Source organism: Rhodothermales bacterium, assembly GCA_039944855.1.
GTDB lineage: Bacteria > Bacteroidota > Rhodothermia > Rhodothermales > JANQRZ01 > JBBSMX01.
In genome coordinates, this window is the sequence record JBDUXZ010000020.1 from 465,322 (window position 1) to 491,657 (window position 26,336).

At 70.0% G+C, this 26,336-nt stretch carries 19 protein-coding genes; 13 read left to right on the plus strand and 6 right to left on the minus strand.

From position 1 onward, the window contains the following. The first annotated feature begins 289 nt into the window (after positions 1-289). The 4 genes from ABJF88_11030 (at position 290) to ABJF88_11045 (ending at position 5,210) form a co-directional block, all read left to right on the plus strand. Positions 290-1,681: a sigma-54 dependent transcriptional regulator gene (locus ABJF88_11030; GenBank protein MEP0547456.1), complete on the plus strand. Its 1,392-nt coding sequence runs from the start codon at positions 290-292 to the stop codon at positions 1,679-1,681. Between the two features lie 87 nt (positions 1,682-1,768). Further along, positions 1,769-3,118 (plus strand): ATP-binding protein, encoded by a 1,350-nt coding sequence (locus tag ABJF88_11035; protein ID MEP0547457.1) that lies wholly within the window; start codon positions 1,769-1,771, stop codon positions 3,116-3,118. A gap of 92 nt (positions 3,119-3,210) precedes the next feature. Beyond that, a complete protein-coding gene (gene nrfH, locus ABJF88_11040; protein MEP0547458.1) occupies positions 3,211-3,690 on the plus strand; it encodes a cytochrome c nitrite reductase small subunit in 480 nt (159 codons plus the stop codon). A 32-nt stretch (positions 3,691-3,722) separates the two neighbouring features. Continuing rightward, complete coding sequence (locus ABJF88_11045) at positions 3,723-5,210, plus strand: ammonia-forming cytochrome c nitrite reductase subunit c552 (GenBank protein ID MEP0547459.1); 1,488 nt, start codon at positions 3,723-3,725, stop codon at positions 5,208-5,210. A 25-nt stretch (positions 5,211-5,235) separates the two neighbouring features. On the opposite strand, the gene ABJF88_11050 is transcribed toward ABJF88_11045, so the two are convergent. Together ABJF88_11050 and ABJF88_11055 are read right to left on the minus strand one after the other, a co-directional pair. Beyond that, positions 5,236-6,837 carry a hypothetical protein gene (locus ABJF88_11050; protein MEP0547460.1) on the minus strand — a complete coding sequence of 534 codons (1,602 nt, stop codon included), beginning with the start codon at positions 6,835-6,837 and terminating at the stop codon, positions 5,236-5,238. Positions 6,838-6,943: 106 nt separating this feature from the next. After that, on the minus strand, positions 6,944-8,155 hold the full coding sequence (locus ABJF88_11055; protein ID MEP0547461.1) for a PLP-dependent aspartate aminotransferase family protein: 1,212 nt from the start codon (positions 8,153-8,155) through the stop codon (positions 6,944-6,946). Positions 8,156-8,250: 95 nt separating this feature from the next. On the opposite strand from ABJF88_11055, the gene ABJF88_11060 reads away from it, so the two are divergent. Both ABJF88_11060 and ABJF88_11065 read left to right on the plus strand, forming a co-directional pair. Beyond that, positions 8,251-8,727 (plus strand): Lrp/AsnC family transcriptional regulator, encoded by a 477-nt coding sequence (locus tag ABJF88_11060; GenBank protein ID MEP0547462.1) that lies wholly within the window; start codon positions 8,251-8,253, stop codon positions 8,725-8,727. Between the two features lie 82 nt (positions 8,728-8,809). After that, a complete protein-coding gene (locus tag ABJF88_11065; protein ID MEP0547463.1) occupies positions 8,810-11,125 on the plus strand; it encodes a TonB-dependent receptor in 2,316 nt (771 codons plus the stop codon). On the opposite strand, the gene ABJF88_11070 is transcribed toward ABJF88_11065, so the two are convergent. Further along, positions 11,122-13,650 carry a cation:proton antiporter gene (locus ABJF88_11070; GenBank protein ID MEP0547464.1) on the minus strand — a complete coding sequence of 843 codons (2,529 nt, stop codon included), beginning with the start codon at positions 13,648-13,650 and terminating at the stop codon, positions 11,122-11,124. The two genes, ABJF88_11065 and ABJF88_11070, sit on opposite strands and share 4 nt — an antisense overlap. A 272-nt stretch (positions 13,651-13,922) precedes the next feature. Between ABJF88_11070 and ABJF88_11075 the strand changes: the two genes are divergently transcribed. Continuing rightward, the gene (locus tag ABJF88_11075) at positions 13,923-14,807 is read left to right on the plus strand and encodes a laminin B domain-containing protein (protein ID MEP0547465.1); all 885 of its coding nucleotides are present in this window, start codon (positions 13,923-13,925) and stop codon (positions 14,805-14,807) included. Between the two features lie 7 nt (positions 14,808-14,814). Here the strand turns inward: ABJF88_11075 and ABJF88_11080 are convergent, their stop codons facing one another. Continuing rightward, a complete protein-coding gene (locus ABJF88_11080) occupies positions 14,815-16,227 on the minus strand; it encodes an HAD-IG family 5'-nucleotidase (GenBank protein MEP0547466.1) in 1,413 nt (470 codons plus the stop codon). Positions 16,228-16,380: 153 nt separating this feature from the next. Between ABJF88_11080 and ABJF88_11085 the strand changes: the two genes are divergently transcribed. The 3 genes from ABJF88_11085 to ABJF88_11095 all read left to right on the plus strand — a co-directional run bounded on the left by ABJF88_11085 (position 16,381) and on the right by ABJF88_11095 (position 19,884). Further along, positions 16,381-17,793, plus strand: a complete 1,413-nt coding sequence (locus ABJF88_11085; protein MEP0547467.1) for a Na+/H+ antiporter NhaC family protein — start codon at positions 16,381-16,383, stop codon at positions 17,791-17,793. A 76-nt stretch (positions 17,794-17,869) separates the two neighbouring features. Further along, on the plus strand, positions 17,870-19,405 hold the full coding sequence (locus ABJF88_11090) for a T9SS type A sorting domain-containing protein (protein MEP0547468.1): 1,536 nt from the start codon (positions 17,870-17,872) through the stop codon (positions 19,403-19,405). Positions 19,406-19,500: 95 nt separating this feature from the next. Then, complete coding sequence (locus ABJF88_11095; protein MEP0547469.1) at positions 19,501-19,884, plus strand: TerB family tellurite resistance protein; 384 nt, start codon at positions 19,501-19,503, stop codon at positions 19,882-19,884. 33 nt (positions 19,885-19,917) lie between these two features. On the opposite strand, the gene ABJF88_11100 is transcribed toward ABJF88_11095, so the two are convergent. Both ABJF88_11100 and ABJF88_11105 read right to left on the minus strand, forming a co-directional pair. Beyond that, a complete protein-coding gene (locus ABJF88_11100) occupies positions 19,918-20,583 on the minus strand; it encodes a hypothetical protein (protein ID MEP0547470.1) in 666 nt (221 codons plus the stop codon). A gap of 107 nt (positions 20,584-20,690) precedes the next feature. Beyond that, a complete protein-coding gene (locus ABJF88_11105; protein MEP0547471.1) occupies positions 20,691-21,707 on the minus strand; it encodes a DUF1028 domain-containing protein in 1,017 nt (338 codons plus the stop codon). A gap of 99 nt (positions 21,708-21,806) precedes the next feature. On the opposite strand from ABJF88_11105, the gene ABJF88_11110 reads away from it, so the two are divergent. From ABJF88_11110 to ABJF88_11120, 3 genes are all read left to right on the plus strand, one after another. After that, positions 21,807-22,643, plus strand: coding sequence for a nitrilase-related carbon-nitrogen hydrolase (locus ABJF88_11110; GenBank protein MEP0547472.1), 837 nt, complete (start codon positions 21,807-21,809; stop codon positions 22,641-22,643). Between the two features lie 107 nt (positions 22,644-22,750). Further along, entirely contained in the window at positions 22,751-23,914 is a 1,164-nt protein-coding gene (locus tag ABJF88_11115) for a M23 family metallopeptidase (GenBank protein ID MEP0547473.1), read from the plus strand. 514 nt (positions 23,915-24,428) lie between these two features. Next, positions 24,429-26,336: hypothetical protein (locus ABJF88_11120; GenBank protein MEP0547474.1), on the plus strand; the 1,908-nt coding region annotated here is incomplete at its 3' end.

Consider the following 26,336-nt stretch of genomic DNA (forward strand, 5'->3'; position numbering starts at 1 on the left):
GCGTCGGGTACGTGTCGGCGAGTGCAACGGGTATGCCAGCCCGTCACACCATGCAAAGTCGAGGGGACGACGCTATTTTCACTGCCGAAGTGTGCGCTGACGCACACCCACCGTGCGCCAGCGCACAGCCCGTACCCCCCGTTCGCGGACCCATCGCTACGCTCAGGGGTCCGCGAACTGTCCCCCTTGAGAAGGGGGACAGACATACGAAGCCAGAAGTGAGCGCAGCGAGCGACTGCGAACGTGTCGGGGGGTCCGATACCCTCCACTGTCCACTAACCCCCGCCCCATGCCCCTCGGCCACGTCCTCGTCATCGACGACAACGAAGACGTCCTCACGGCCGTCCGCCTCCTCCTCGGCGGGCGCGACTTCGAGGTCACGACGGCGACCTCGCCCGACGCCCTCCCGGCGCTCCTGCGCGAGGGCCGCTTCGACGCGATCCTGCTCGACATGAACTTCCAGCGCGACGCGTCCTCCGGCAAAGAGGGGCTCCACTGGCTCGACCGGATCCTGACGTACGACCCCGCCGCCGCCGTCGTGATGATTACGGCCTACGGCGACGTGGACCTCGCGGTCCGTGCGATGAAGCGCGGCGCGCTCGACTTCGTGACGAAGCCGTGGCAGAACGAGAAGCTCGTCGCCACGATCTCGACGGCGATGCGGCTGCGGCGCACCCGCGACGAGGCCGACCGCCTCCGCGCCCAGCGCGACGCCCTCGGCGAAGACCTCGACGGCAAGCTCGGCGAGATCGTCGGGCAGAGCCCGGCCATGCAGCGCGTCTTCGAGACCGTCCGCAAGGTCGCGCCGACGGACGCGAACGTGCTCGTGCTCGGCGAGAACGGGACGGGGAAAGAGCTCGTTGCGCGGGCTCTCCACCGCCTCAGCGCCCGCGCCGACGAAGTCTTCGTCGCCGTCGATCTCGGCTCGCTCTCCGAGAGCCTGTTCGAGAGCGAGCTGTTCGGCTACGTCAAAGGCGCGTTCACCGGGGCCGACGAGGACCGGGCGGGCCGCTTCGAGGTCGCCCACGGCGGGACGCTGTTCCTCGATGAGATCGGCAACATCCCGCCGGTCCAGCAGCAGAAGCTGCTCACCGTGCTCCAGAACCGCGAGGTCTGCCGCGTCGGCTCGACGGCGGCGCGGCCCGTCGACATCCGCCTCGTCTCGGCGACGAACCGGCCGATCTACGAGTCCGTGAAGGACCGCACGTTTCGGCAGGACCTGCTCTACCGGATCAACACGGTCGAGATTCGGCTGCCGCCCTTGCGCGAGCGCGACGGCGACCTCCGGCTGCTGGCCGAGCACTTCGTCGGGGTCTACGCGCGGAAGTACGCCAAGACCGTCACCGGGCTCTCCGAGAGCGCCATCGAAAAGATGGAGAGCTACACGTGGCCCGGCAACGTCCGCGAGTTGCAGCACACCGTCGAGCGCGCTGTGATCCTCTCCGACGGCTCGACGCTCCAGCCCTCGGACCTCCTCTTCTCCGCCCCGTCGGACGACACGCTCGACGCCGAGCGCGGCGAGGCGATGCTGGAATTAGAGACGTTCGACCTCGAACGGGTGGAGCGCGAGGTGATCCGCAAGGCGCTCTCGAAGCACGGCGGCAACATCAGCCGCGCCGCCGAGGCGCTCGGGCTGACGCGGAAGTCGCTCTACCGCCGCATCGAGAAATACGGCCTATGAGTCGGGCGTCGAGGGTCGGGTGTCGAGCGGCACTCCGCCGGTCTGCGGACTCTGGACCCTCGACGCCCGACCCTCGACTCTAGTCCCATGATTAAACGCCTGCTCCGGCGCTATCGCATCCAACTGCTCCTCCGCCTCGCGGCGATCGTCGCGACGGTGGGGGCGGTCCTGGGGCTGCTCGTCGTCGGAGGGACGGCGTGGATCGCCCCGGCGCTGCTCGTCGGGCTCTTCGCTGCGGTGCAGGTGGCGGCGCTCATCCGCTACACCGAGCGGACGCCGCGCGACCTCCTCCGCTTCCTCGAAGCGATCCGCTACGACGACCTCTCGCTCGGCGTCAGCGCGCAGGGGCGCGGGCCGATGTTCGAGGCCATCGCCGACCGCTTCGCCGAGGTGTCCGAGGCGTTTCAGCAGGTCCGTGCCGAGCGCGAGGAGCAGGCGCACTACCTCCAGACCGTCGTGCGGCACGTCGGCGTCGCGCTGATCGCGTTCCGCGACGGGGGCGAGGTGGCGCTGCTGAACACGGCGGCGAAGCGACTGCTCGGGCTGCCCCGGCTGCGCCACATCGGCGGGCTCGGGGCGCTGAGCCCGCGCCTCGCCGAGACGCTCCCCGCGCTCCGCTCCGGCGAGCGCGCCCTCGTCCGCGTCGAGCACGGGGATCGGACGTTCGACCTCGCGGTGCACGCGACGCACTTCCGCCTCGCGGGCGAGCCGCACACGCTCGTCTCGTTGCAAGACATCCGGAGCGAGCTCGAAGAGCGCGAGATGGAGGCGTGGCAGTCGCTCACGCGCGTGCTCACGCACGAGATCGTCAACTCCGTCGCGCCGATCGCCTCGCTCGCTGGGACGGCGAACCAACTCCTCCACCGCGACGACGTCGGCGACAGCGCGGGGCTGCCCGACGCCCGCGAAGCGCTGCAAACGATCGAGCGCCGCAGCCAGGGGCTCATCCACTTCGTCGAGTCGTACCGGAGCCTCACCAAGATCCCGAAGCCGACGTTCGCGCTCTTCCCCGTCGCCGACCTTTTCGGGAACGTGCAGACGTTGCTACGGACGAGCCTCGCCGAGCAGGGCGTCGCGCTCACCGTCGAGATCGACCCGCCGACGCTGGAGTTGGCCGCCGACGAGGAGCTGATCGAGCAAGTCCTCATCAACCTGCTGCTCAACGCGATGCAGGCGCTGGAGGGGCAGCCCGAGGCGCGGATCACGCTGCGCGGGCGGATCGGCGAGGCGGGGCGGCCGGTCGTGGAGGTGCGGGACAACGGGCCGGGGATCCTGCCCGAAGTCCGCGAGCGGATCTTCGTCCCGTTCTTCACGACGAAGCAGACGGGCAGCGGGATCGGGCTGAGCCTGAGCCGGCAGATCTTACGGCTCCACGGCGGCACGCTGACCGTCCGTTCCACGCCCGGCGTCGAGACCGTCTTCGCGATGCGATTCTGAGCCGGAGGCGCAGGGCTCGGAACTATGTGGGCGTGTTTTCTTATTCTCTAACACGTCAGCACCTCTCTCTTCTCGATGCGCCTCCCGTTCCGATGCGCTCTGATCTCAACGTCGTCCTGTTTCTCGTCGTCCTCGGGCTCGCGCTCGGCGTGGGCGTGTTCACCTTCGGCTACGCGAAGGGCGCGTCGTACCTCACGAACGACCCCGAGGCGTGCGCCAACTGCCACGTGATGGACGCGCACTTCGACTCGTGGGTGAAGTCGAGCCACCGCGCCGTCGCCGTCTGCAACGACTGCCACACGCCGTCCGGCCTCATCCCGAAGTACCTCACGAAGGCCTCGAACGGCTTCTGGCATTCGTTCGCGTTCACCACAGGCGATTTCCCCGACCCGCTTCGGATCAAGGAGCACAACCTCGAGATCGCCGAGGACGCATGCACGAAGTGCCACGCGGACATCGTGGCGACGGTGGCGCCGGGCCCGCACGCCGGCGTGGCCTCCGGCGCCGAGCGGCTGGCCGAGGGCACGACCTGCACCCGCTGCCACAATACCGTCGGCCACTGGGTCCGCTAACCCCTCCCTACCACGTCTGATCTCCCGCTGCCATGGCTGAGCCCGTTCCCCCTCGCGACGACCGCCCCCAGGATGACCATCGCGGTTGGCGCCGCTGGCGCTGGCCCCTGCTCATCGGCATCGTCGCGCTCGCGACGGTCGGGCTGCTGGCGCTGCTGACGAACATCTTCGAGCGGCAGCAGGAGGCGCGCACGCCGTTCCAGCGCGTCGTCGAACTCACGGATACCACCACGAACCCGGCGACGTGGGGGCTCAACTTCCCGCTCCAGTACGAGCTCTACCTCCGCACCGTGGATATGACGCGGACGCGCTACGGCGGCAGCGAGGCGATCCCGAAGCAGCCGCTCGAGGTCGACCCGCGTGAGGTGGTGGCGCACTCCCGACTCGTGGAGGACCCGCGCCTACGCGAGTTCTGGGCCGGCTACGCCTTCGCCGAAGACTTCCGCGAGGAGCGCGGCCACGCCTACATGTTCATCGACCAGCGGTTCACGCAGCGGCAGATCGTGGCGCAGCAGCCGGGCACGTGCATCAACTGCCACGCCTCGACCTATACGGCTTACCTCGAACTCGGTGACGGCGACATCATGGAGGGCTTCGAGCGGATCAACCAGCTGCCCTACCAAGAGGCGGCCGAACTCGTCGAGCACCCGGTCTCGTGCATCGACTGCCACGACCCGGAGACCCTGGAGCTGCGCGTGACGCGCCCCGCCTTCATCAACGGCATCCGCGAGCTCAAAGCCTCGCAGGGCGTCGAGGACTTCGACGTGAACGAGGACGCGACGCGGCTGGAGATGCGGACCTACGTCTGCGGCCAGTGCCACGTCGAGTATTACTTCGACGGGCCGGAGAAGCGGCTGACCTACCCCTGGAGCAAGGGCCTGACCGCGGACAGCATCCTCGCCTACTACGAGGAGAACGGGCACAAGGACTGGACGCATGCCATCAGCGGGACCTCCGCCCTCAAAGCGCAGCACCCGGAGTTCGAGCTCTACAACCAGGGCATCCACGCCCGTTCCGGCGTGACGTGCGCGGACTGCCACATGCCCTACATCCGCGAGGGCGCGATGAAGGTCAGCGATCACTGGGTCCGCAGCCCGCTGCTCAACCTCAACAACGCCTGCCAGACCTGCCACCGCTGGTCCGAGGAGGAACTCGCCCAACGGGTCCACACGATCCAGGACCGCACCTACGAGATGCGCAACACCGCCATCGACGCGACGCTCCAGCTCACGAAGCAGATCGCCGCCGCCGTCGAGGTGGGCGCGCCTGCGGCCGACATCGAGGCGGCGCGGACCTACCAGCGCGGCGCCCAGTTCCTCGCCGACTTCATCGAGGCCGAGAACTCGATGGGCTTCCACGCCGACCAGGAGGCGATGCGCATCCTCGCCAAGTCGATCAACTTAGCCCGGCTCGGGCAAGTCGCCCTGAGCGGCGTCCCGGTGCCGCCTACGGCGCCCGCGCTACCCGCGCCGCCGCAGACGGTCTCACCGCTGGCCGCGCGGACGATCAGCACGAACTAGCGCGGCTCCGGCGAGGGCCGGCGCGTCAGTGGTGCCCACCCTCGTGGTTCATCTCGTGCTCGTCGTGCTTCATCTCGCCGTGGTCCATTCCCTCGTGCTTCATCTCGCCGTGGTCCATTCCCTCGCGCTGCATGTCGCCGTGGTCCATGCCGTGGTGCATCGGGTGCTCGACGCCGGACGGGTAGCGGCCGAGCGGGATCACGGCCTGCACCGCGCCCGTCGTCGCGTCGAGCACGGTGACGTTGCCGAAGGCGTCGTTGGGGAGCGGCGTGCGGACGCCGTCGGCGTCGGGCTCACCGAGGAAGTTGAACGGCGGCATCCACGTCCCTTGCAGGTTCGAGCTCGACACGAAGAACGCGCCCTCGTAGGTCGGAGCCGGGGAGTGCGGCATCGAGATCGGGCCGTTGGCGTCCGCGTTCTCCGCCGTCAGCCGGACCTCGCCGGCGGGCACGTCGATGAGCGTGACGCTGTTGCCTGCGCGGTTGGGGACGAGGAGCGTGCGCCCGTCGCTGTCGAGGTGGCCGTGCCACGCCCGCGCGCCGGTCGGCACGGTACCGTTGAGCGTGAGCGCGCCGTCGTCGCCGAGCGTGAAGAAGAGGACTTCGCTCGTGCCGCCGCTATTCGAGGTCAGCGTGGCCGTGCGGCCGTCGGGCAGGAGGCTGAAGTGGACGAGCTCACGGTTCGTCGGGCCGAGCGGCGTCTGCGCGACGAGGTCGCCCGAGGCGGCGTCGACCACGAGCGCGTCGCGCCCACTGAGCGGGGCGGTGAGGAGGTACCGACCGCCGGGCGTGAGCGCGAGGGCGTGCGGGATGTCGAAGGCCGGGAGCGGAATCTCCTCGGCGAAGTCCATCGTCTGCGCGTCGAACACGCCGAGGCCGTACGTGCTACCGCTCGACAGCGTAGAACGGCCGACGTAGAGCCGGTCCGCATCGCCGTCAAGCGCCATCATGCCGGGCGTCGTGAAGCCGCCGGGCGCGGACGCAGCGAGGAGGTAAGCCGGGTCTGAGGGGTCCAGCGAGAGGTCCATCGAGAGCTTGGCGACGGCGCCCGCGCTGATGAGCGAGACGAACCACGCGCTGTCGTCGGGCGCGAAGACGATGTGGTGCGGACCGTAGGGCGCGCTCGGGAGCCCGTGGTCGTCGAGGTAGACGCGGCGGATGACGCGGCGGCGGGCGGCGTCGATGAGGGCGACGTGGTTCTCGCCCTGCACGGCGGCGAAGAGGACGTGCTCGGCGTCGGCGTACGGCACGGCCCCGTCGTCGTCGCGGGCACCGGCTTCGATCCACCGCTTGAGGAACGCGAGCTCGTCGGGCCGAAGCGTGCGGAGGTTCGGGTACGGGATCGCCGTCGCCGCGTCGAGGTCTTCGACGAAGCGGACGAGGTCGCTGCCCTCGGCGTCGAACGGGACGATCGTCGCGCCCGCGTCGCTCGCGAAGAGGGCATCCCACGCGTACGCCTCGGCCGCGCCGAAGCCGAACACGTCGCGCTCGGCGAGGAGCGGTTGGACGTGGGCGCTGAAGCCGAGGCCGCGCACGGCGCCGTAGTCGGCCGGGAGGGGTTGGGCGAGGCCGGGAACGGTCGCGGCGAAGAGCAGAAGTGCGAGCGGGAGGAGGCGGAGCACGGGCATCGAGAAAAGGGACGAACGGCGGAGGACGGCGAAGCGGAACGAAGGTACAACGTCCCGCCCCGCTCGAACGTACGGCGCGCCGTCAGGCTCCGTTGTCGTCCACCGGTCAGACGAACTCCGCGACGGCCTTTTCGGCGCGCTTGGCCGCGCGGAGGCCACGGGCGAGATCGGCCCACAGGTCGTCGGCGTCTTCGAGCCCGACGGAGATGCGGAGGAGGCCGTCGGTGATGCCGCTCGCAGCGCGGGCGTCGGCGTCGACGACGCGGTGCGTGAGCCCGGCCGGATGCTGGATGAGCGTGTCCGTCGAGCCGAGGCTGACGGCGGGCGTCATCAGTCGGACCGCGCGGAGGAGCGCCGTCGCCGCGTCGTGCCCACCCGCGACCTCGAAGGCGAGGATCGCGCCGGGCCCGCTCATCTGCCGGCCGATGAGGCGGAGCGGGTCGCCGCCGTCGAGGCCGGGGTAGTGCACGGCCGTCACGGCGTCGTGCGCGGCGAGGCGTTCGGCGAGGGTTTGGGCCGTCGCCTGTGCCCGCTCGACGCGGAGCGGGAGCGTCGGGAGGCCGCGGTGGAGGAGGTATGCCGCGAGCGGGTGGAGGAGCGCGCCCGTGACGACGCGGACCTGCCGCAGCCGCCGCGCCCACGCCTCGCTCGTCGCCACGACGCCGGCGATCACGTCGCCGTGGCCGCCGAGGAATTTCGTCGCGCTGTGGAGCACGAGCGCCGCGCCGTGGTCGAGCGGGCGCTGCAGCACGGGCGTCGCGAACGTCGAGTCCACGAGCACGGGCACCCCGCCCGCCTGCGTCACGACGGCCTCGATATCGACGAGCCGGAGCGTCGGGTTCGCCGGCGTCTCGATCACGACGAGCGATGTGTCGGGCCGGATCGCCTCGCCCACCGCGTCGGCCGTCGTCCACGTCACGTCGAGGCCGAGGAGGCCGCTGCTCAGGAGGTGGTCCGACGTGCCGTAGAGCGGGCGGATGCCGACGACGTGCTCGCCGTCCTGCCGCGCGGCGAGGAGCACGGCCGTGAGCGCGGCCATCCCCGAGCCGAAGGCGACCGCCGCCTCGGCCCCTTCGAGCGCCGCGAGCGCTTCCTCGAACCGCCCGACGGTCGGGTTGTAGAGCCGGGCGTAGACCGGGTTCGCGGCCTCGCGGTCGCCGGAGACGAGCGCGTCGAGGCTGTCCGTGGCCGCGTCGAGATCGGCGAAGGGGTACGTCGTCGAGAGGTCGAGCGGCGGGGCGTGGACGCCGAGCGCGGCGAGGTCGGAGCGGCCGGCGTGGACGGCGCGGGTGGCGAAACGTTCGGAGCGGAGTTCCATCGGGGGAGGGGTTCGGGTTCTGTCTTTATACTCCAGGGTAGAAGATGTGGATGCCGGACGGCAACACATCCGAACACTATTCGGAAATCCACCCCATGCGCCCTCTCGATCGAACGGACTGCGACATCGTCGCCCACTTGCAGAAGAATGCTCGGCTCTCGAACAAGGAGCTCGCCGCCGCCGTCGGCGTCGCGCCCTCGACGTGCCTCGAACGAGTGCGCCGGCTGAGCGACGACGGCGTACTGCGCGGCTACCACGCCGAGGTCGATCCCGCGGCCGTCGGCGTCGGGTTGCAGGCGCTCGTTGCGGTCCGGCTCGGGCAGCACTCGCAGCCCGTCGTCGAGGCGTTTCAGGCCCACGCGCTGGCGCTCCCCGAGGTCGTGCAGGCGTTCCACACGACGGGCGCGAACGACTTCCTCATCCACGTCGCCGTGCGCGACGCCGAGCACCTCCGCGACCTCGCGCTGACGGCGTTCACCGAGCGGCCGGAGGTCGTCCACATCGAGACGGCGCTGCTGTTTGCGCACCACCGCGCGCCCGGCCTCCCGCTCCTCCTCGACGCGGCGCCGTAGCGGGCGCGGCGGACCGCGTGGATAGGCCGGAACTGAGGGGGGCACGCCGTGTGCAAGCCGCCCCCTCGCCCCCCCATTCGCTATGGCCCTCCGCGTCTTCCTTCTCGCCGCACTCGTCCTCGCCCCGACCCTCGTTGCGGCGCAGGGGCTCACCGGTCGCGTCGTCGACGCCGTGACGCAGGAGGCGCTGCCGGGCGCGAACGTCGCCGTGCTCGGCCCCGACGACGAGGTGCTCGGCGGGACCGCGACCGACGCCGACGGCCGCTTCCGCATCCCGAGCCTCGCGGCGGGCACGGTCCGCGTGCGGGCGTCCTTCGTCGGCTACGACCCGCAGATTCGCACCGACGTCGTCGTGCAGTCGAGCCGGCCAACGTTCCTCCTCTTCGAGTTGCGGGAGGCGAGCCTCGGCGAGGTTGTCGTGCAGGCGGGGTTCTTCGACGACGCGCTCGACGCGCCGGTGTCGGTGCAGTCGCTCGGGCCGGAGGAGATCCGCCGGACGCCGGGCGGGCAGAACGACATCTCGCGCTCGCTCCTCGCGCTCCCCGGCGTCGCGAGCGGCGTCGACGTGCGGAACGACCTGCTCGTGCGCGGCGGCGGCCCGAGCGAGAACGCCTATTTCGTCGACGGCATCGAGATCCCGCAGATCAACCACTTCGCCACGCAGGGCGCCTCCGGCGGCGCGCTCGGCCTGCTCAACGTCGACTTCATCCGCGAGGCGACGTTCTACACCGGCGGCTTCCCCGTCCGCTACGGCGATGCGGCCTCGTCGGTGCTCGTCGTCGAGAACCGGCCGGGCAGCCCGGAACTCCTCGCGGGCGACTTCACGGTCGGCGCGACCGAGGCGGCGCTCTCGCTCGATGGGTCGTCGGGGCCGGACTTCAACTGGACGTTCTCGGGCCGACGCTCGTACCTCCAACTCCTGTTCCAGGCGCTCGGCCTCCCGATCCGCCCGGCGTACTGGGACTTCCAGAGCCGCGTCGAGTGGAGCCCGCGGCCGCAGGACCGGCTCGTTTACTTCGGGCTGTGGGCGATTGACGATTTCGACCTCGTCCCGCCCGACGACCCGGAGGACTTTGAGGGGATCGAGACGGCGTCGCGCGTGCTCGACAACGATCAGCGGAGCTACACGCAGGGCGTCTCGTGGCGGCGGCTCGTGCCCGGCGGATTTTTCACGACGGCCGTCAGCCGCTCGTGGCAGGACTTCGCCTTCGCGGACCGCGACGAGGACGGCGTCGCGCTCCTTTCGAACGACGCCGAGGAGGCCGCGTGGCGGCTCCGCACCGACGGCGACCTCCGCCTCAGCCACGCCTTCACGCTCGGCCTCGGCGGCGGCGCGTCGCGCGAGACGATCGGGACGGACTTTTTCCAGCGCGCCACGCCCGCCACGTCATTCGACGACGACCTCCGCTTCGCGACGGACCTCGGCCTGTGGAAAGGCTTCGGCTACGCCCAACTCACCGCCCGCACGTTTCGTGATCGTCTCGCCCTCACCGCCGGCCTCCGCGCCGACGCGACCGACTTCCTCGACCAGGCGGCGGTCCTCTCGCCCCGCCTCAGCGCGTCGCTCGCCGTAACGGAGCGCGTCGAAGTCGGGGCTTCCGTCGGGCGGTTCACGCAGTCGCCGGAGCTGATCGCGCTCGCCGTGCAACGCGACGGGGCGTACGTCAACCGAGGGCTCCGGTGGATCGACGTGGGCCAGGTCGTCGGCGGGCTCGCCGTGACGCCGCTTCCGAGCCTGCGGGTGTCGGTCGAAGGGTTTTTCAAAGCGTACAGCGACTACCCCGTCTCGGCGTCGGATCCGCGGATTTCGCTCGCGAACCTCGGCGGCGACTACGGCATCGTCGGGGCCGAGCCGCTCATTCCGGTGGGCGAGGGCCGCGCGTACGGCGTCGAACTCTCGGCGCAGAAGAAGCTGACGAAGCGGGTCTACGGGCTCGGCGCGTACACACTCGGCTGGAGCGAGTTCACGGGGGCCGACGGCGTCTTCCGCCCGAGCGCGTGGGACGTCCGCCACAACCTCTCGCTGACGGGCGGCGTCCGGCTCGGCAAGTGGGAGATCGGCTCGCGGCTCGTCGTGCAGTCGGGCCGGCCGTTCACGCCGTTCGATCTCGAAGCGTCGGAGGAGGAGTACGCCCTCTCGCGCCGTGGCGTGCCCGACCTCGACCGGCTCAACGCGGAGCGGACGCCGGGCTACGCGCGGTGGGACCTCCGCGTCGACCGCCGCTTCGGGCTCGGCCGCGCCGTCAACGCCGTCGTCTACCTCGACGTGCAGAACGTGCTCGACCGCGAGAACGTGTTCGGACTCGAATACACCGAGGACCCCGCCGAGCCCGACCGGCTCCGCGAGCAGACGAACGTCGGCCGCCTCCCCACGATCGGGTTCAGCGTCGAGTTCTAATCACCGGGCTCGTCTTCAATCGCGGTCATTCTCGGCCCGTCGGGTGCGTGGAGGGCGCCGAGCAGGGTCGCGCGGACCTCGGCGGGCGTGGTGCAGGCGCGGAGCGCGTCGGTGATGCCGGCGGGGTGGACGAGGCGGGCCGTCAGCGCGAGGAGTTCGAGCGCGTGCCGGGTCGGGAGCACGGCCGGGAGGGCGAGGGCGAGGACGACGTGGACCGGCCCGGACGTCTGCGGCAGCGCGATTCCGTCGCGGCTGATCCCGACGAAGAGGGCCACCTGCTCGACGTCTGCGGTGTGGGTGTGGTAGAGCACGATGCCCGGCGCGATTTCCGGGAGCGCGTCGGGCGCCGCCGGCACGAGTTCCCGCACGAGGTCGGCGCGCTGCCGGCGGTCGGCGAGGCCGGCGAGGACGCTGGCGAGCACGGCCTCGGCGGGGCCGGGCCGGAGGCCGAGCACGATGCGGTCGGGGCCGAGCCCGTCGAGGAAGGCGCGCTGGCCGATGGAGAGGGCGGCGGGGAGGAGCGCGCTGATGGGGACCTGCGCGGGATAGACGACGAGCAGGGGAAGCTCGGGGAAGCGCTGCGCGAGGAGGCGGGGGAGGCGGTCGAGCGAGGCCCGCCACGATACCGAGCCCTGCCGTGCGCTGAGGAGGACGAGTGCGTCGTCGGCAGCGAGGTGGGTTTCGAGGGCCGGGATGAGCCCTTTCCACGCGTCGAGCGCTGCGTCGCGGACGGGGACGGCGGGCGCGGTACGGTCGAGAGCGCGGCGTGTGGCGGCGCGGTACGGCTCGGGCGTGAGGAGGACGAGCGCGGCGCCGGAGCGGTGGGCGAGCTGCTTCACCACGCGGAGGGCGTCGGCGAAGCCGGGCTCGTGGTCGGCGAGGGGCGGAGCGGCGAGGACCACGCGGCCGATCGTGCCCGGTGGCCGGTCGCCTTTGGCGATGAGGAGCATGGCCGGGCTCTCGTGGAGCAGCCGGTCCGGGATGCTGCCGAACAGCAGCCGCTGCGCGCTCGCCGACCCGTCCCACCCCATCACGACTGTCGAGATCTGGGTCTCGGCCACGGCACGGGCGAGGCCGCGCGCCACGTTGTGGTCCACACGCACGAGCGGCGTAGCCGGAACGTCGGCTCCGGCGGCGTAGACGAGGGCGCGGCTGAGGAGCCGTTCGCCGCGCGCCACGTGGAGCGCCTGCTCGGCCCCGGCCGGGACCACGGTGAGCGGGTAGAGCGGCTCCGTCGAGCGGGCGTCGCGCACGAGCAGGGCCACGTCGAGGAGCCGTTCGACGGTCGTCGGATTCGCGAGCGAGACGAGGATACGCTGGCGCGGGGCGGCCGGCCCCGGCTGGGCCGCCTCGTCGAGCGCGAGCCGCCGCCCCGCCCGCTCCGTCATCCACGGCCCGACGAGGCCCGTCACGAGCACCATCGCAATGGCCCCGTTGAGCACGGCCTGCCCGAAGAGCCCGACCTCCATGCCGATGAGCACGGCGGCGAGCGTGGCTGCCGCCTGGGGCACCGTCAGCCCGAATATGATCCCTACCTCGGCAGCCGAGTAGCCGAAAAGCGGACGCATGAGCGCCGCCGCGCCGCCCTTCGTGAGGAGGATCGTCGCCACCATCGCGCCCGCCACGGCCCACGCCGTACCGCCGCTCGCGAACGCGCCGAGGTCCACGAGCATCCCCGTCGAGATGAGGAAGAACGGGATGAAGAGGGCGTTTCCCACGAACCCGATCCGGTTCATGAGCGGGCTGCTCTCGGGGATGAGCCGGTTGAGCGCGAGCCCCGCGAGGAACGCCCCGATGATGGGTTCCACGCCGACGATCTCGGCCCCGAGCGCGGCGACGAACACGGCGGCGAGGACGAACACGAACTCGGCCGTGCTCTCAGCGGCGAGCGTGCGGAGCGCCCACGCGCCGAGGCGGGGTAGGCCCCACCCCACGAGCGCGACGAGGCCGGCGAGCCCGGCGAGCATCGTCGCGAGGAAGCCCGGCCCGTCCTCGCCCCCGGCCATGCCCGCGATCACGGCGAGGATGAGGAGCGCGAGGGTGTCCGTCAGGATCGTCGCGCCGACGGCCGCCGTGACGGCGGGGCTCCGCGCGAGCCCGAGCCGCCGCGCCACGGGGTAGGCGAGGAGGGTATGGGAGGCGAACACGCTGCCGAGCAGGATCGCCGCCGGCCACCCGAATCCGAAGCCGATCCGCCCGAGCGCCGTCCCCACGAGCTGGGGGATCGCGAACGTCGCCACGCCGAAGCCGAGGCTCCGCCGCCGGTGCCGCCAGAACTCGCCGAGGTCGATCTCGAGCCCGGCGAGGAACATGATGTAGAGCAGGCCGACGGTGCCGAGGAGCACGATCGTGTCGTCGCGGGCGAGCACGTCGAGCCCGTGCGGCCCGAGGCCGACGCCGGCGAGGAGCAGCACGGCCGCGCTCGGCAGCCGGAGCCGCTCCAGGAGCGGGGCCGCGAGGAGGACGAGGAGGACGAGGGCGAAGACCGCGACGGGGTCGCGGAGAGGCAGCTCGAGGGCGAGCATGAGGCCGGCCAGGGCGCGGGGGGAGAGGGGGGAAAGAAAAGCGAGAAAGGAAGAGCAGAGAGTGAGGGAATAAAAGAAAGCGGGAGAGAGGAACGGGATCGGCGTCGCGTGCCGTTCTCCCGCCCTCGCCTCACATCACGCCGTGGGGGCGAGGCCTGTCGTGGGAGCGAAAGTAGGCCATGGGGCGCGGCGGACGCTTGGAAGGCATCGGGTGCGTTGTACACTTGGAGTGTGGGTGGCTAAGGCCTTTCATACTAAAACGTTGTATCGCCATGTGCTCCTTTCGATACGCCTTCTGTCTCGCCTTCGGACTCCTCGCTGTACCGGCCGTATTCGCCCAGGACTGTGACACTCCGCAAGCGGCTCCCGTCAGCACGTTCGACGCCGACGTGGACTGCTGGACCACGTTCAACGACGCCCGCGACTTCGTCTGGGTGGAGGAGGGAGGGAATCCCGGCGGCCACGTGGAGGCGCAGGACCGGGGGACGGGGGTGTTCTGGTACTGGCAGGCACCGGGGAAATTCCTCGGCGACAAGGGCGCTGCCTACGGGGATTCGCTCCGGTTCGACCTACGCCTCGCGCCTGCTGGTTCCGTGCGCAGCGAAGACGATGTCGTGCTCATCGCGGGCGACGGGACGACGCTGCGCTATCGCTTCTCTGAAGACGTGGTCCTCCCCCTGCCTGAGTGGCAGCGCTACGCCGTGCCGCTCTCGGCCGGGCCGTGGCTGCTCGACGGGACGGCGGCCACCACCGAGCAGATGCAGGCGGTGCTGGCCGACCTCGCCACCCTCCGCATCCGCGCCGAGTACCGTTTCGGCGCCGAGACGGGGTCGCTGGACAACGTGGCGCTGGGGACGGGCGGTGCGACCGGCGCGGAGAGCCCGTCGCCGGCGACGACCGTGGCGCTGGACCCGGCCTACCCGAACCCGTTCGCCCGGTCCACGGCGCTCGCGTTCGGCGTGGCCGAGCCCGGCCCGGTGCGGCTGAGCGTGTACGACGTGCTCGGGCGCGAGGTGGCCGTGCTCGTCGATGGCCGTCTGCCGGCAGGGCGCCACGAGGCCCGATTCGACGCGCGGGGTCTCGCGAGTGGGCTCTACGTCTACCGCCTCCAGACGGCCGGGACGACGCTCGCGCGGCGCGTGGTGCTCGCCCGCTAGCGCGGCGTCACGCCTCGTCGTGGGGGAGGGAGCCGCGGTGGGAGCGGAGGTAAGCGTAGGGCGTGGCGTGGAGGAAGTTCGAGACGCGGCCGGTGTAGACGTCGGCGTAGCGCTCGACCTGCCGGGCGAGGTGGCTCTTGTCGTTACCGGTGCGCATCATCAGGCCCCAGTTCGGGTTGTGGAGCGTGGCCGACGCCCGAGCGAGCGGGCCGATCTCCTCGTCGAGCGCGAGGAGCTTGGCGCGGTGCTTCGCCATGTCAGCCTCGATCTCGGCGGCGGAGCGCGCCTCGGCGGTGTAGCCGTTGCGGGTGCGCTGGAGCGCGAGCCGGTACGCCGAGTACTCGGCCTCCATCTGGACCTTCTTCTCCATCATCGCTGCGAGCCGCTCCTGCGTCGCCTCGAAGCTTTCGAGCGCGTCGAGCTCCTCTTCGAGCTCGCGGAGGATCAGCGCCGTCCGCCAGCGGAGTACGCTCTTCGAGATGTTCACGTCCGTGAAGAGGTGGTCGCCGACATAGAGCAGGTCCTCCCCCTTGAGCCCGAGGCTGGCCTCGACGAGCGCGGCGTTCCCGCCGACGTAGACGCGCCCGGGTTTGAGCGGGCCGTAGTGCTCGCGCAGCAGGCCGTCGTCGCTGACGATCTCGAAGGCCGGCATGCGCTGGGTGAAGAACGCCGGCTTGCGCGAGCCGACGATCGCGAGGTCGAAGAGGTCACGCCACGTCATGCCGTCGGGCAGGAACGGGTCGAAGGAGTACGCCAGCATCGGGGCGGCGAAGGCCCACTCGGAGTTCGTGATGAGGAGGATCTTCTTCCCCGACTCCTTCTGGTCGAGCAGCGTCAGCGGCGTCTCCTTGTCGAGCGCGACGAAGCGGGCAGGGTCCTCGATGATCTCGCCCTTGAGCCGGCCCTCCATGTGCGCCTCGTCGAGCGCGCCGCGGATGAGTTCGTACAGCTCCGAGTAGCTCAGCTTGGCCTCGATCACGTCGGCGTCGAGGAGGTCCACGAGCTGCATGTACATGCTCGCCTCGGAGAGCGAGAAGAGCGTGTTCATGAAGAGCCAGCGCGGCTCGGCGAGGTCCACGAGCGTCCGGGTGTAGACCTCGCGCATCGCGTGGTGCTCGAGCGGCTCCGTTCCGTGGAATGCCTTTTTGATGTAGCCGAAGCGGTTGGCCTTGACGACGTTGCCGAGCGCCTTGTCGATGATGAGCCCGCGCATCACGAGGTCGGGCTGGAACGTGAGCTCCTCGACGGGCCAGCCGCGCGCCAGCAGCCGCTCTTTGATGTAGCCGTACGCCCGCTCCTCCCACGCCCGCGCGTGGTAGTGGATGAGGGTGTAGTCCATGTCGTACCCGATCGCTTTGATCGAGCGGAGGTTGAGCGTGCGGTTGGTGTAGATGCCGCGGACGCGGTCGGAGGGGCTCATGCGGGCGTGGGTTGAGAGCGGAGGGAGGGAATATGCGCGGCGCAGGCTCCGGGTGCCAACCCCGCACGCGCCATTCACACAGCCGTAATCCCGCCGCGTGTCCGCGCCCGGTCGTAATCTCCGCCGTCGCCCCCGCCCCTTTCCCGACGCCCGATGCCCGACCCGACGTGGATCTCGCTCCTGCCCCCGCTCCTCGCCATCATTCTGGCGATCTGGACGCGGCAGGTCTACCTCTCGCTCGCCGCCGGCGTCTGGCTCGGGTGGACGGTGCTGAATGGGTGGAACCCGCTCGCCGGGCTCGGCGCGAGTATCGAAGCGCTCGTCGCCGTGCTCGGCGATGCGGGGAACGCGAAGGTCATCCTGTTCACGCTCGTCATCGGCGCGCTCATCGCCACCGTCGAGGCGTCGGGCGGCGTACGCGGGTTCGTGGCGTGGATCGAGCGGCGCGGGCTCGTGACAGGCGGGCGCGGCGCGCGCGTGCTCGCCTTCCTCGTCGGCGTCGTGATCTTCATCGAGTCGAACATCACGGTCCTCGTGGCCGGGGCCGTCGCCCGCCCACTCTTCGACCGGCACCGCCACAGCCGCGAGATGCTGGCCTACCTCATCGACTCGACGAGCGCGGCGATCTGCGTCCTCATCCCGCTGAATGCGTGGGGCGCATACGTCCTCGTCCTTCTCGCCGATCAGGGCGTCGAGGAACCGCTGCGGCTCTTCATCACCGCGATCCCGCAAAACCTCTACGCCCTCGCCGCCGTCTCGCTCGCCGCGTTCGTCGCCGTCACGGGCTGGGCGTGGGGCCCGATGCGCCGCGCCGAGCACCGCGCCGACGACGGCCTGCTCTTCGACGAGGGCGCCACGCCGATGCTGGACGAGGAGGCCCTCGTGCCCCCGCCGACGATGAAGATCGAGCCGCGCCCGCTCAACATGCTCCTCCCGCTCGGCGTGATGGTGGCGACGATGCCGCTCGGCCTCTGGATCACCGGCGGCGGCGACCTCCTCGCCGGCAGCGGCTCGACGAGCGTGCTCTGGGCCGTGCTCGCGGGGCTGGGGACGGCGTGGGTACTGATGCTCGCGCAGGGTGGGCTGGACGTGGACGAGTTGACGAAGACCGGGCTGCGCGGCGGCGGTGGGATGCTCGGGATGGCGCTCGTGCTCCTGCTCGCGCTCGCGCTCGGCGGCGTCGCGCGCGAGTTGGGGACGGGGCTCTACGTGGCGCAAGTCGTGGCGGGCCTGCTACCGCCGGCGGCGCTTTTGCCACTCGTCTTCCTCACGGGGGCGTTCATCGCGTTCTCCACCGGAACGAGCTGGGGGACATTCGCGATCATGATTCCGATTGCCGTCCCGGCGGCAGCGTCGCTCGGGCTCCCGGCCGCGCCGTTCCTCGCCGCCGCCCTCTCCGGCGGCATCTTCGGGGACCACGCCTCGCCCATCTCCGACACGACGATCGTCTCCAGCCTCGCCGCCGCGACGGACCACATTTCGCACGTCCGCACGCAGCTTCCGTACGCGCTCCTCGCCGCGTCGGTCGCCGTCATCGGGTTCGCGGCCATCGGCGCGGCGCTCTGAGGTCGGGGGCGGCGTTCTACCCTATTGTAGTACGCCCAGCGCCTTTAGGTTGGGGATACTCCCGTCCCTGCCAGGCGTGCCTCTCCGACTCATGGCCCTTCGCTACGCTCCGCTCCTCGCGCTGCTCGTCACCGCCGCCGTCGCGGCGCAACCCCTGCCCGACACGCTGCGCGCGCCGGCCGACGCCGACAGCATCGCGGTCTACGGCTGGACCGTGGACGCCGACGCCGACCGCCTCCTCGTCGGGGCCCGCGTGTGGCCGCCTCCGTACACCCCACCCCCGGAGGAGCCACGTGGGGCCGCCGAGAGGGCCGACCACCACGGCACCGTGTTCGTCTACCAGTTGCAGCCCGACGGGTCGTGGGCCATCGAGGGCCGCTTGCGGGCCGACTACATCAGCCGGGAGGATTGCTTCGGCTGGGCGATGGACCTTCGAGGCGATCTCGCCGTCATTGGGGCGGAATGCGAGTACAGCCAGGATGAGAATGGCGCGTTCCTAATCGGGGCTACGTACCTCTACCGGTACGACGGATCGGAATGGGTTCGGGAGGCTAAGCTGAGCATCCCCAACGCACCGGACGAGCAGCCCCACACGTACGCGTTCGGAGAGAGCGTCGCGGTGGGCGACGGGTTCGTCGTGGTGGGCGCCGGCAGCACGCGCCTCCCCTCGAATCCCGACGAAGACCACAGCAGTGGAGCGGCTTTCATCTTCGAGCAGGTGGACGGCGTATGGACCCGCACGGCGACACTCCGTAATGACGATGCGGACGTGCAGGTCAACGAGTATTTTGGGGGAGCCGTTGCCGTGTCGGGGAACAGCGTCCTCGTCGGCTCGCCCAGCAACGACGCGGCGGGGATGGACCGGAGCGGGGCGGTCTACGTGTTCGAGCGGACGGGAGGCGAGTGGACGCAAACGGCGAAGCTTACGGCCCCGTCGCCTTCTCCCGTAACCTACTTTGGGGCGCTGCTCGCGGCCGATGCCGAGGGCGCGGTCGTCGGCTCGTGGAGGACGGTCTATCCGGTAGAAAGGGGCGGCGCAGGATGGGAGGTCGAATCAGCATTGGTTGCAGCTATCCGTCCGAACGGTGTGGCGCGTGCTGGGGGGTACGCGCTCACGGTAGATGGGGACGTGACCAGCGAGCAGGGATATGACGCCTATCTCTTCGAGAGAGAAGGAGTGGTGTGGGAGGAAACGCGCCTTCCGACGGAATCCTACCTCGCATCACGGGACGAGATGGTGAGCCTCACGAGCACCCATGCGTTCATCGGCAGCCCGGAAGAGTCCAGCGGCGAAGTGCTCGTCTACGATCTCGGGCTGCTGACCGCCGGCGAGCCCGTGCCCACCGATGCGGCCGGCCTCACACTGACCGTCGCGCCAAACCCGATCCGGAGGAATGCGTCGGTTCGGTTCACGCTGCCGGAGGCGGGCTCGTCGCGGCTCGTCGTGTACGACGTGCTCGGGCGCGAGGTGCTCCGCCTCGTGGACGCGGCGGTTCCCGCAGGCTCACACGAAGCTCGGGTGGATGCAGGCGGTCTCGCCGCCGGTTCGTACCTCGTGCGGCTCGACACCGACAGCGGCGTCGAGACGCGGCTCGTTACGGTCGTCCGCTGAGCGGGGCGCACGGAAAGGCAGCGGCGACCATTCTCGCGTTGCGGATGTGGGGCCGGATGCCTATCGTGGGGGACCCTCCACCCGCGCCTCTCCTGATGCTCTCGTCTCCCAACACGTTCCCCGAGGACGCCCTCATCGACCTCACCCTACTCGCCCTCGTGATCGCGCACGGGGCCGACGCCGACCTCGACCCGCGCGAAGTGGACACGCTCTCGGATCGGTTGCATGGCCTCGCGCCTCATCTCAGCGGCGACGAGGTCATCCGCATCGTGAAAGAGGGGGCGAAGGTCTACCTCGACACGCGCGTGGAAGGGGCAGAAACCGTCGTCCACCGCCTCGCCGGTGCGCTCAGCCCGGAAGACCGGGCACGGGCCTACGAGACGCTCAGGGCCGTGGCGGAGGCGGATCACACCGTCCACCCGATGGAGTCCACCCTCCTGCGGCACGTGGCCGCCGCGTGGAGGCTCAACCGCGACTGACGCGGGAGCCGTCGGTAGACGCTGCGCCGAACGTCAGTTGCAGCGCGGGCGCGTCGGGCCTGTCGGGAGGCCGGAGTCGTCGCCGCAGATGATCCCCTCGGGGAAGTCTTCGCCGTCGTCGATGGCGAGGAAGGCGAGGGGCGCGGCGACGAGCGTGAGCCACCACGGCGTGCTGGCCGTTGCGATGGGCGGCAGCGGGGCGGGCACGTCCGTCGGGACGCCGCCGGGGAAGCCGCCGGTTACGGGCGGCGTGCTGCGCAACGGCGGGAGCCCGGCGATAGGCGGCAGCGCCGTCGGCGGTGCCGCGATAGGCGGCGCGGCGGGACCGCGCGGGCCGGGCTGGTAGGGCCCGGTGCCGGTGATCGGCGAGGGCGGGACGTAGCCGGAGTACTGGTCCTTGCCACAACAGCAGCAGCAGTTGTTCGTCCGGACCGTCACGCGGACGCGGACGTTGCCGCTCGGGTCGACCTCGCGCCGCTCGACCACCGGCTGCTCGTTGTACATCGTGCTGTCGCACGGCATCGGCCGGACATCCACTTCGACGTCGACGCCGGGGCGCTCGGTGTCCTGCGCGATGCCGTCGCGGTCGCAGCCGATGACGCCGACGAGGAAGGAGAACAGGAGGAACGACGCGATCGCACCGGCGGCGAAATGGCGAACTCTCGTGCTTCTATACAGGGGGCGGGGATAGGAACTCATCGGGGACCTCGCGAGATGGCGAGCAACAGGAAGGGGTGGCCCATATGATTAGTCAGGCCGTGGGGCGGAGCAGAGGGGAAGGACCGTGGGGCCATAAACGCTCTCGGTTATTCCTCGGGTGCCTTCATCCGGACAACGAGCCTCTGGAGGAGACCGGCGTCGTCAGGGAGGAGGCCGGCGGCGGGGAGGCGAGCGACGAGTTCGGCCCACCGCACGTCTTGTGCGTAGGCGCGAGCGAGGTAGGGCAACGCCTCCTCAACACGTCCTATACTCGCAAGGGTAATGCCCACCCAGAACGGGGCTTCTCCGTTCGTGGTTTCGTCACGTACGAGTTCCATCGCGGCCGCGTAACTGGCCATCGCGGCCTCGATGTCGCCCTGGGTGACGTGCTCGTCGCCGGCGTTGAGGTGCTGGTACGCGCGTTGGAGTCCGACGAGCCGCCGGAGCTCCGCGATCGGCTCGGGGTGGTCCTCGATGCGGAGGTCGAACACCCGGTCGAGCCACGGCTTGCCGGTCGATTCGGCGCGGACGACGACGAGCGCGGCGGACTGCTTCCCGCGGATGTCGCCGCCCTCGGCCTGCGCGGCTTCGAGCGCGGCGAGGAGGCGCTCGGCGAGGTCGCCCTCCGAGCGCTCGTAGGCCTCGGCCATCGCGTCCCACACCGTCGCGTTCTCCATCATGTTCGCCTGCACCGAGTAGCCATCGCCGGTGCGGTGGCCCGCCGCCGCGATGGCGTTGCTGCCGGTGTGGACAGCGACGTTGCCGTCCGCGTCTACGAACGCGACTTGCCGGACGGCCTCGCCCTCGTCCGTCGAGGTCAGCGCGTCAAGGGCCTGCTGCGCGCTCCGGCCCATCCGCATCAACTCCAGCCCGAGTGGGCCGTACGCCGGCTCCACGAACGACTGCGTGGCGACGGCTCCGACGCCGGCCTCGGCCCATGGAACGATGCTTCCGACCGAGAACCAGTGCGACTGCACGGCGACGCCGAGTTGCCCCGTCGCCGCGTCACGGGCGACGATGGAGTACGTCGCGACGGGCCGGCGGGGCGTGTCTGCCGGCACCGCCGGCTGCGCGAGAGCGGGAACCGTGCACAGCAACGCGAGGGCGGTGACGAGGGAGCGCATGAATGAGCACGGGGGGAGTACCATGGGGGAGTGCAAGGTAAGGAACGTGTCTCAATCCGAGACGGCTAACCTATCTCTTCGCCTTTTAGATCCATCGTTATGAAAGTCGCTCTCGTCCAGCAGCGCGCCACCTTCGGTCGTGAAGCTAACACAAACAAAGGTTTAGAGTCTGTTCGTCGTGCTGCGGCCGACGGAGCCGATCTGGTGTGCTTCGCCGAGCTCGCGTTCGAGCCCTTTTATCCGCAGCGTCGAGCTACACCGGGAGCGCTCGCCCTCGCCGAGCCCATCCCCGGCCCGACGATCGAAGCGTTCGCCGCCCTCGCGAAGGAGCTCGGCGTCGTCCTCGTCCTCAACCTGTTCGAGCGCGTTGACATGCCCGATGGGACGAGCCGGACGTTCGACGCCTCGCCGGTGATCGACGCGGACGGGACCCTCCTCGGTGTGACGCGGATGATCCACATCACCGATTACGACGGCTTCCACGAGCAGGGCTACTACACCCCCGGCGATCGCGGCGTGCCGGTCTACGACACCGCCGTCGGCCGCGTCGGCGTGGCGATCTGTTACGACCGGCACTACCCCGAGGTGATGCGGGCGCTTACGCTCGGCGGGGCCGACCTCGTCGTGGTGCCGCAGGCGGGGGCGGTGGGGGAGTGGCCCGAGGGGCTTTACGAAGCGGAGATGCGCGTGGCCGCATTCCAGAACGGCTACTTCACGGCGCTCTGCAACCGCGTCGGGCCGGAGGAGCGGCTGACGTTCGCCGGCGAATCGTTCGTGTGTAACCCGGCCGGAGAGGTGATCGCGCGGGCGGGGACGGGGACCGAGGAGATCCTCTATGCCGACCTCAACCTAGCCGAGGTGGAGCGCTCCCACGCACGGCGGCTCTTCCTGCGCGACCGGCGGCCGGAGCTCTATGCCGGCTGGCTGGCCGGATAGCTGGCGGGGCCCTGTGATATCGGGATGATATCGGTCAGAACGAGGAATCCGCGGGGCGACCGCGCCGTTAGAGCGCCTCCCCTCTGACCGCCTCCCGTCCCCTCTGTATGCCCCGCTTCTTTCCGACGCTCCTCGCGCTGCTGCTCCTCGTCACGGCAGGGTGTGAGCTGGAGCACGCTGATGACCGCTCCCCCTCTGATACCGTAGCGACCCGTCCGGACACGACGGGATTGGCGCTAGCCCTCGCAGAAACGCGCCGCGCCCAGATCGGCCCGGCCCGCGAGCCGCTCGATCTCCGCTTCCCGACGGGGAACGACGCGCTCTTCCGCGACAAAAGTGCCTTCTACGCCGCGCTCGATCTGGACGAGATCCCGGGCCTCCGCGAGTACGGGTGGGAAGGCGGGCAGTACGGTTACGTCCGCAACCCGGCGAAGGGCTCGCGCGGGATGATCTTCGCCCGCCCCCACGAAGGCCTCGACATCAAGCCCCTCTACTTCGACGCGCGCGGCGAGCCCGCCGACACTGTTCGCGCAATCTCCGACGGGCGCGTCGTCTACGCCAACCGGGGGCGTAGCAACTCGTCATACGGGCAGTACGTCGTCGTCGAGCACACGTGGGACGGCGCGCCGGTGTACAGCCTCTACGCACACCTCGAACGAGTAGATGTGAGCCCGGCAGACTCGGTCGCGGCCGGTGCTCCGCTCGGGCGGTTGGGCTACACCGGGCGCGGCACGGCCCGCCACCGGGCGCACGTCCACCTCGAGGTCAACCTCCTCCTCAACGCGCACTTCCAGCCCTTCTTCAACGCATTCTACGGGAGCCGGAACACGCACGGGATCTACTTCGGCCGCAACCTCGCCGGGCTCGATGTGGAGGCGCTCTACCGCGTGCATGGCCTCAATCCGGAGTTCTCGTTTCTGGAGTTTGTTCGGAGCCGGCCCCTTGCCTACCGCATCGCGATCCCGGGCGAATACCCGCTCGACCTCCTCGCCCGCTACCCGTGGCTGACCGAGGGCTCGGCGGAACCGGACAGCAGCGGGGCGTGGGTCGTCGGGTTCACCCAGGAGGGCGTGCCCGTCGAGGTCAGCCGGCAGAAGGAGGCGGTCGATGCGCCGGAGGTGGTGTGGGTGGCGGATCGGATCGAGCGCGGCCGGCTCGGGACGAACGGCATCTTGGCGCGCGGCGACAGCACGTACCACCTCACGCGCGACGGGAAGGCGGCCGCGGCTCTCCTCGCCACGAGCGAGCGCGGTGTCCCTCCGTGGTTCTAGTCGTGACGCCAGTCGTGACGGCGTCCGTGAGCGGGCTTCTGGACGTCGGGCGAGACGGAGGCTTTTGCTCCTCCCGTGGGACGCGGGCGGTAGGGTTCACTTGTCCCAACATGGAACGCTAGCGAGGCGCCGAGCCTCCCTAGAGTGGGGGCGCCGCTCGTGGAATGTTCTTCGCAGGAGAGAGACGCGAACCCTACGCTTTCCCCTCCGCCCCTAACTCCCTCCTTCCCGGTGGGCCGACCTCCCCTCTTTGCAGGATTCAGGCGTGTCCGCTGCTTCTATCATTCGGCCTTATCTGCGCTTCACATACGGACTTGGATGACAGGGGCGTGCGCCAAAGGTGACTCCTCATAAACTCTTTCCGTCGGGTAGCGCCAATCGCCTCGGGGAATTATCCTCTGTAGCAGACCGTGCGTGTCGTCGGAGGGTGGGAAGCCGTAGTAGCTGGAAAGCGGTCCGGGCGGGCGCGAGGTAGTCTTACGTGGGCTTTGTATCTACAACCATATCGAGAACCATGATGATGCTGTCTCGCTACTCCTGCTTCTTGGCACTGCTCATGCTCGGCGCGGGGTTGGCCGCGCCCGCGACTGCCGGCGGTCCTAGTTGTCCCGATGGGACTTCCCTCCTCGCGAAGTTCGAGTGGAACGGCTCTCGGTACGTGTTCGAGAAGCCTTCGGGGAACCAGCACATCGTAACCCTCTCCGGGAGCGCCCGCTCGGCGACGTGGTCGTCCCAGGCAGACGTGAGCGCCATCGTGTTGAAGGGCGCTCGGGATAGCGAGGTGATCGCGACCACGAACCCGCGCGCCGGCTCGTTTACGAACGCGAACCTCGAAACCCCGTCCGGGCAGACGGCGGATATCTCGAACGTCCAGTTCTGTGCGGGATCAACGCCGCCCCCGCCTCCGCCCCCGCCGGGTGGTGACTGCGTCGAGTGCGGGTTCGGCGCCGACGACGCCAACAAGGTCTCGGAGCTGACGCTGGAGTACAGCGGCGCCGCCGGCGTCGTCCGCGTCTACAACAACGACAAAGTGCGCTCGAGCGACCTGCTCTTCGAGGGCTACCTCAGCCCCGGCGACACCTTCACGATTGCGGCGTCGACGATCGGGAAGGACGAGTTCTCGTCGAAGGTCGGCTTCTACCGCGGCGGGACGAGCGACGGCCACAAGATCGCCGAGATCCACACGTCGTGCTCGTCGCCGGTGGGCTTCGGGACGACGGAGGCGAACCAGCCGAAGGGGGAGGACCCCAACGGCGTCGTGGACTTCACCGTGCTCAGCGGGAAGGACGGCGACGGCAACGACCTCTGCGACATCCCGCCCCCGCCGCCCCCGCCGCCGGGCGGTGACTGCGTCGAGTGCGGGTTCGGCGAGGACGACGGCGAGAAGGCCGCGCTGCTGGTGCTCGACTACTCCGGCGACGCCGGCGTCGTGACCGTCTACCGCAGCAACAAGGTCGAGGCAGACGAGCTCCTCTTCAGCGGGTACCTCGAGCCCGGCGACACCTTCACGATCGACGCCGCCACGCTCGGCGAGGACGACCTCGGCTCGAAGGTGGGTTTCTACCTCGACGGCGCGTTCATCGCCGAGATCCACACGAGCTGCTCCGACGTGCTCGGGATCGGGACGACGGAGGCGAACCAGGAGAAAGGGAAGGACCCCAACGGCGTGGTGGACTTCACCGTCGTAAGCGGGCGCGACAAGAACGGCGATGAGTACTGCGACATCCCGCCGCCCCCGCCCCCGCCCCCGCCGGGTGAAGACTGCGTCGAGTGTGGGTTCGGCGAAAACGACGCCAACCGGATTGGCGAGCTCACGCTGCGCTACCTCGGGCCGGACGCGTACGTCACCGTCTACGACCACAAGGTCAGCAACGGCGACATCCTCTTCGAGGGTCAGCTGGTGACGGGCCAGATCTTCACCGTCTTCGCTTCGACGATCGGGGAGGATCGGATCGGTCCGAAGATTCTGCTCTTCGCCGGTGGCGTCCAACTCGCCGAGATCCACACGAGCTGCTCCGCCCCCATCACAGCCGGGCTCACCGAGCAGACGCAGCCGAAGGCGAAGGACCCCAACGGCGTAGCCGACTTCGAGATCGTAGGCGGGCGCGACAGCCGGGGCAAAGAGCTCTGCGGGAGCGACATCTGCGCAGTCGATGAGGGCCCGCCGCAGATCCGCTACTCCTTCGAGAGCGATCGCTTTATCGTGATCGACATCACCGACGACACCGGCATCGCCACGATCGACATCGAGCTCGAAGATACCCGTGGCAACCCGATGGTGAACCTCGAGCTCGTCGAGAGCAACTTCACGCCGGGTGCGATGACGGCGACGTTCCGCTACCGCCTCATCAACTTCACGCAGAACACGTTCGTCCGCGTCGTCGCCACCGACCTCTGCGATCAGCGGCAGTGCCCGGACACG

Coding starts and splice junctions, on each gene's coding strand:
- ABJF88_11030 (MEP0547456.1), top strand. CDS start 290: ATGCCCCTCGGCCACGTCCTCGTCATCGACGACAACGAAGACGTCCTC.
- ABJF88_11045 (MEP0547459.1), top strand. CDS start 3,723: ATGGCTGAGCCCGTTCCCCCTCGCGACGACCGCCCCCAGGATGACCAT.
- ABJF88_11105 (MEP0547471.1), bottom strand. CDS start 21,707: ATGCGCTCCCTCGTCACCGCCCTCGCGTTGCTGTGCACGGTTCCCGCT.
- ABJF88_11085 (MEP0547467.1), top strand. CDS start 16,381: ATGCCCGACCCGACGTGGATCTCGCTCCTGCCCCCGCTCCTCGCCATC.
- ABJF88_11110 (MEP0547472.1), top strand. CDS start 21,807: ATGAAAGTCGCTCTCGTCCAGCAGCGCGCCACCTTCGGTCGTGAAGCT.
- ABJF88_11035 (MEP0547457.1), top strand. CDS start 1,769: ATGATTAAACGCCTGCTCCGGCGCTATCGCATCCAACTGCTCCTCCGC.
- ABJF88_11080 (MEP0547466.1), bottom strand. CDS start 16,227: ATGAGCCCCTCCGACCGCGTCCGCGGCATCTACACCAACCGCACGCTC.
- ABJF88_11115 (MEP0547473.1), top strand. CDS start 22,751: ATGCCCCGCTTCTTTCCGACGCTCCTCGCGCTGCTGCTCCTCGTCACG.
- ABJF88_11095 (MEP0547469.1), top strand. CDS start 19,501: ATGCTCTCGTCTCCCAACACGTTCCCCGAGGACGCCCTCATCGACCTC.
- ABJF88_11100 (MEP0547470.1), bottom strand. CDS start 20,583: ATGAGTTCCTATCCCCGCCCCCTGTATAGAAGCACGAGAGTTCGCCAT.
- ABJF88_11070 (MEP0547464.1), bottom strand. CDS start 13,650: ATGCTCGCCCTCGAGCTGCCTCTCCGCGACCCCGTCGCGGTCTTCGCC.
- ABJF88_11050 (MEP0547460.1), bottom strand. CDS start 6,837: ATGCCCGTGCTCCGCCTCCTCCCGCTCGCACTTCTGCTCTTCGCCGCG.
- ABJF88_11055 (MEP0547461.1), bottom strand. CDS start 8,155: ATGGAACTCCGCTCCGAACGTTTCGCCACCCGCGCCGTCCACGCCGGC.
- nrfH (MEP0547458.1), top strand. CDS start 3,211: ATGCGCTCTGATCTCAACGTCGTCCTGTTTCTCGTCGTCCTCGGGCTC.
- ABJF88_11075 (MEP0547465.1), top strand. CDS start 13,923: ATGTGCTCCTTTCGATACGCCTTCTGTCTCGCCTTCGGACTCCTCGCT.
- ABJF88_11060 (MEP0547462.1), top strand. CDS start 8,251: ATGCGCCCTCTCGATCGAACGGACTGCGACATCGTCGCCCACTTGCAG.
- ABJF88_11065 (MEP0547463.1), top strand. CDS start 8,810: ATGGCCCTCCGCGTCTTCCTTCTCGCCGCACTCGTCCTCGCCCCGACC.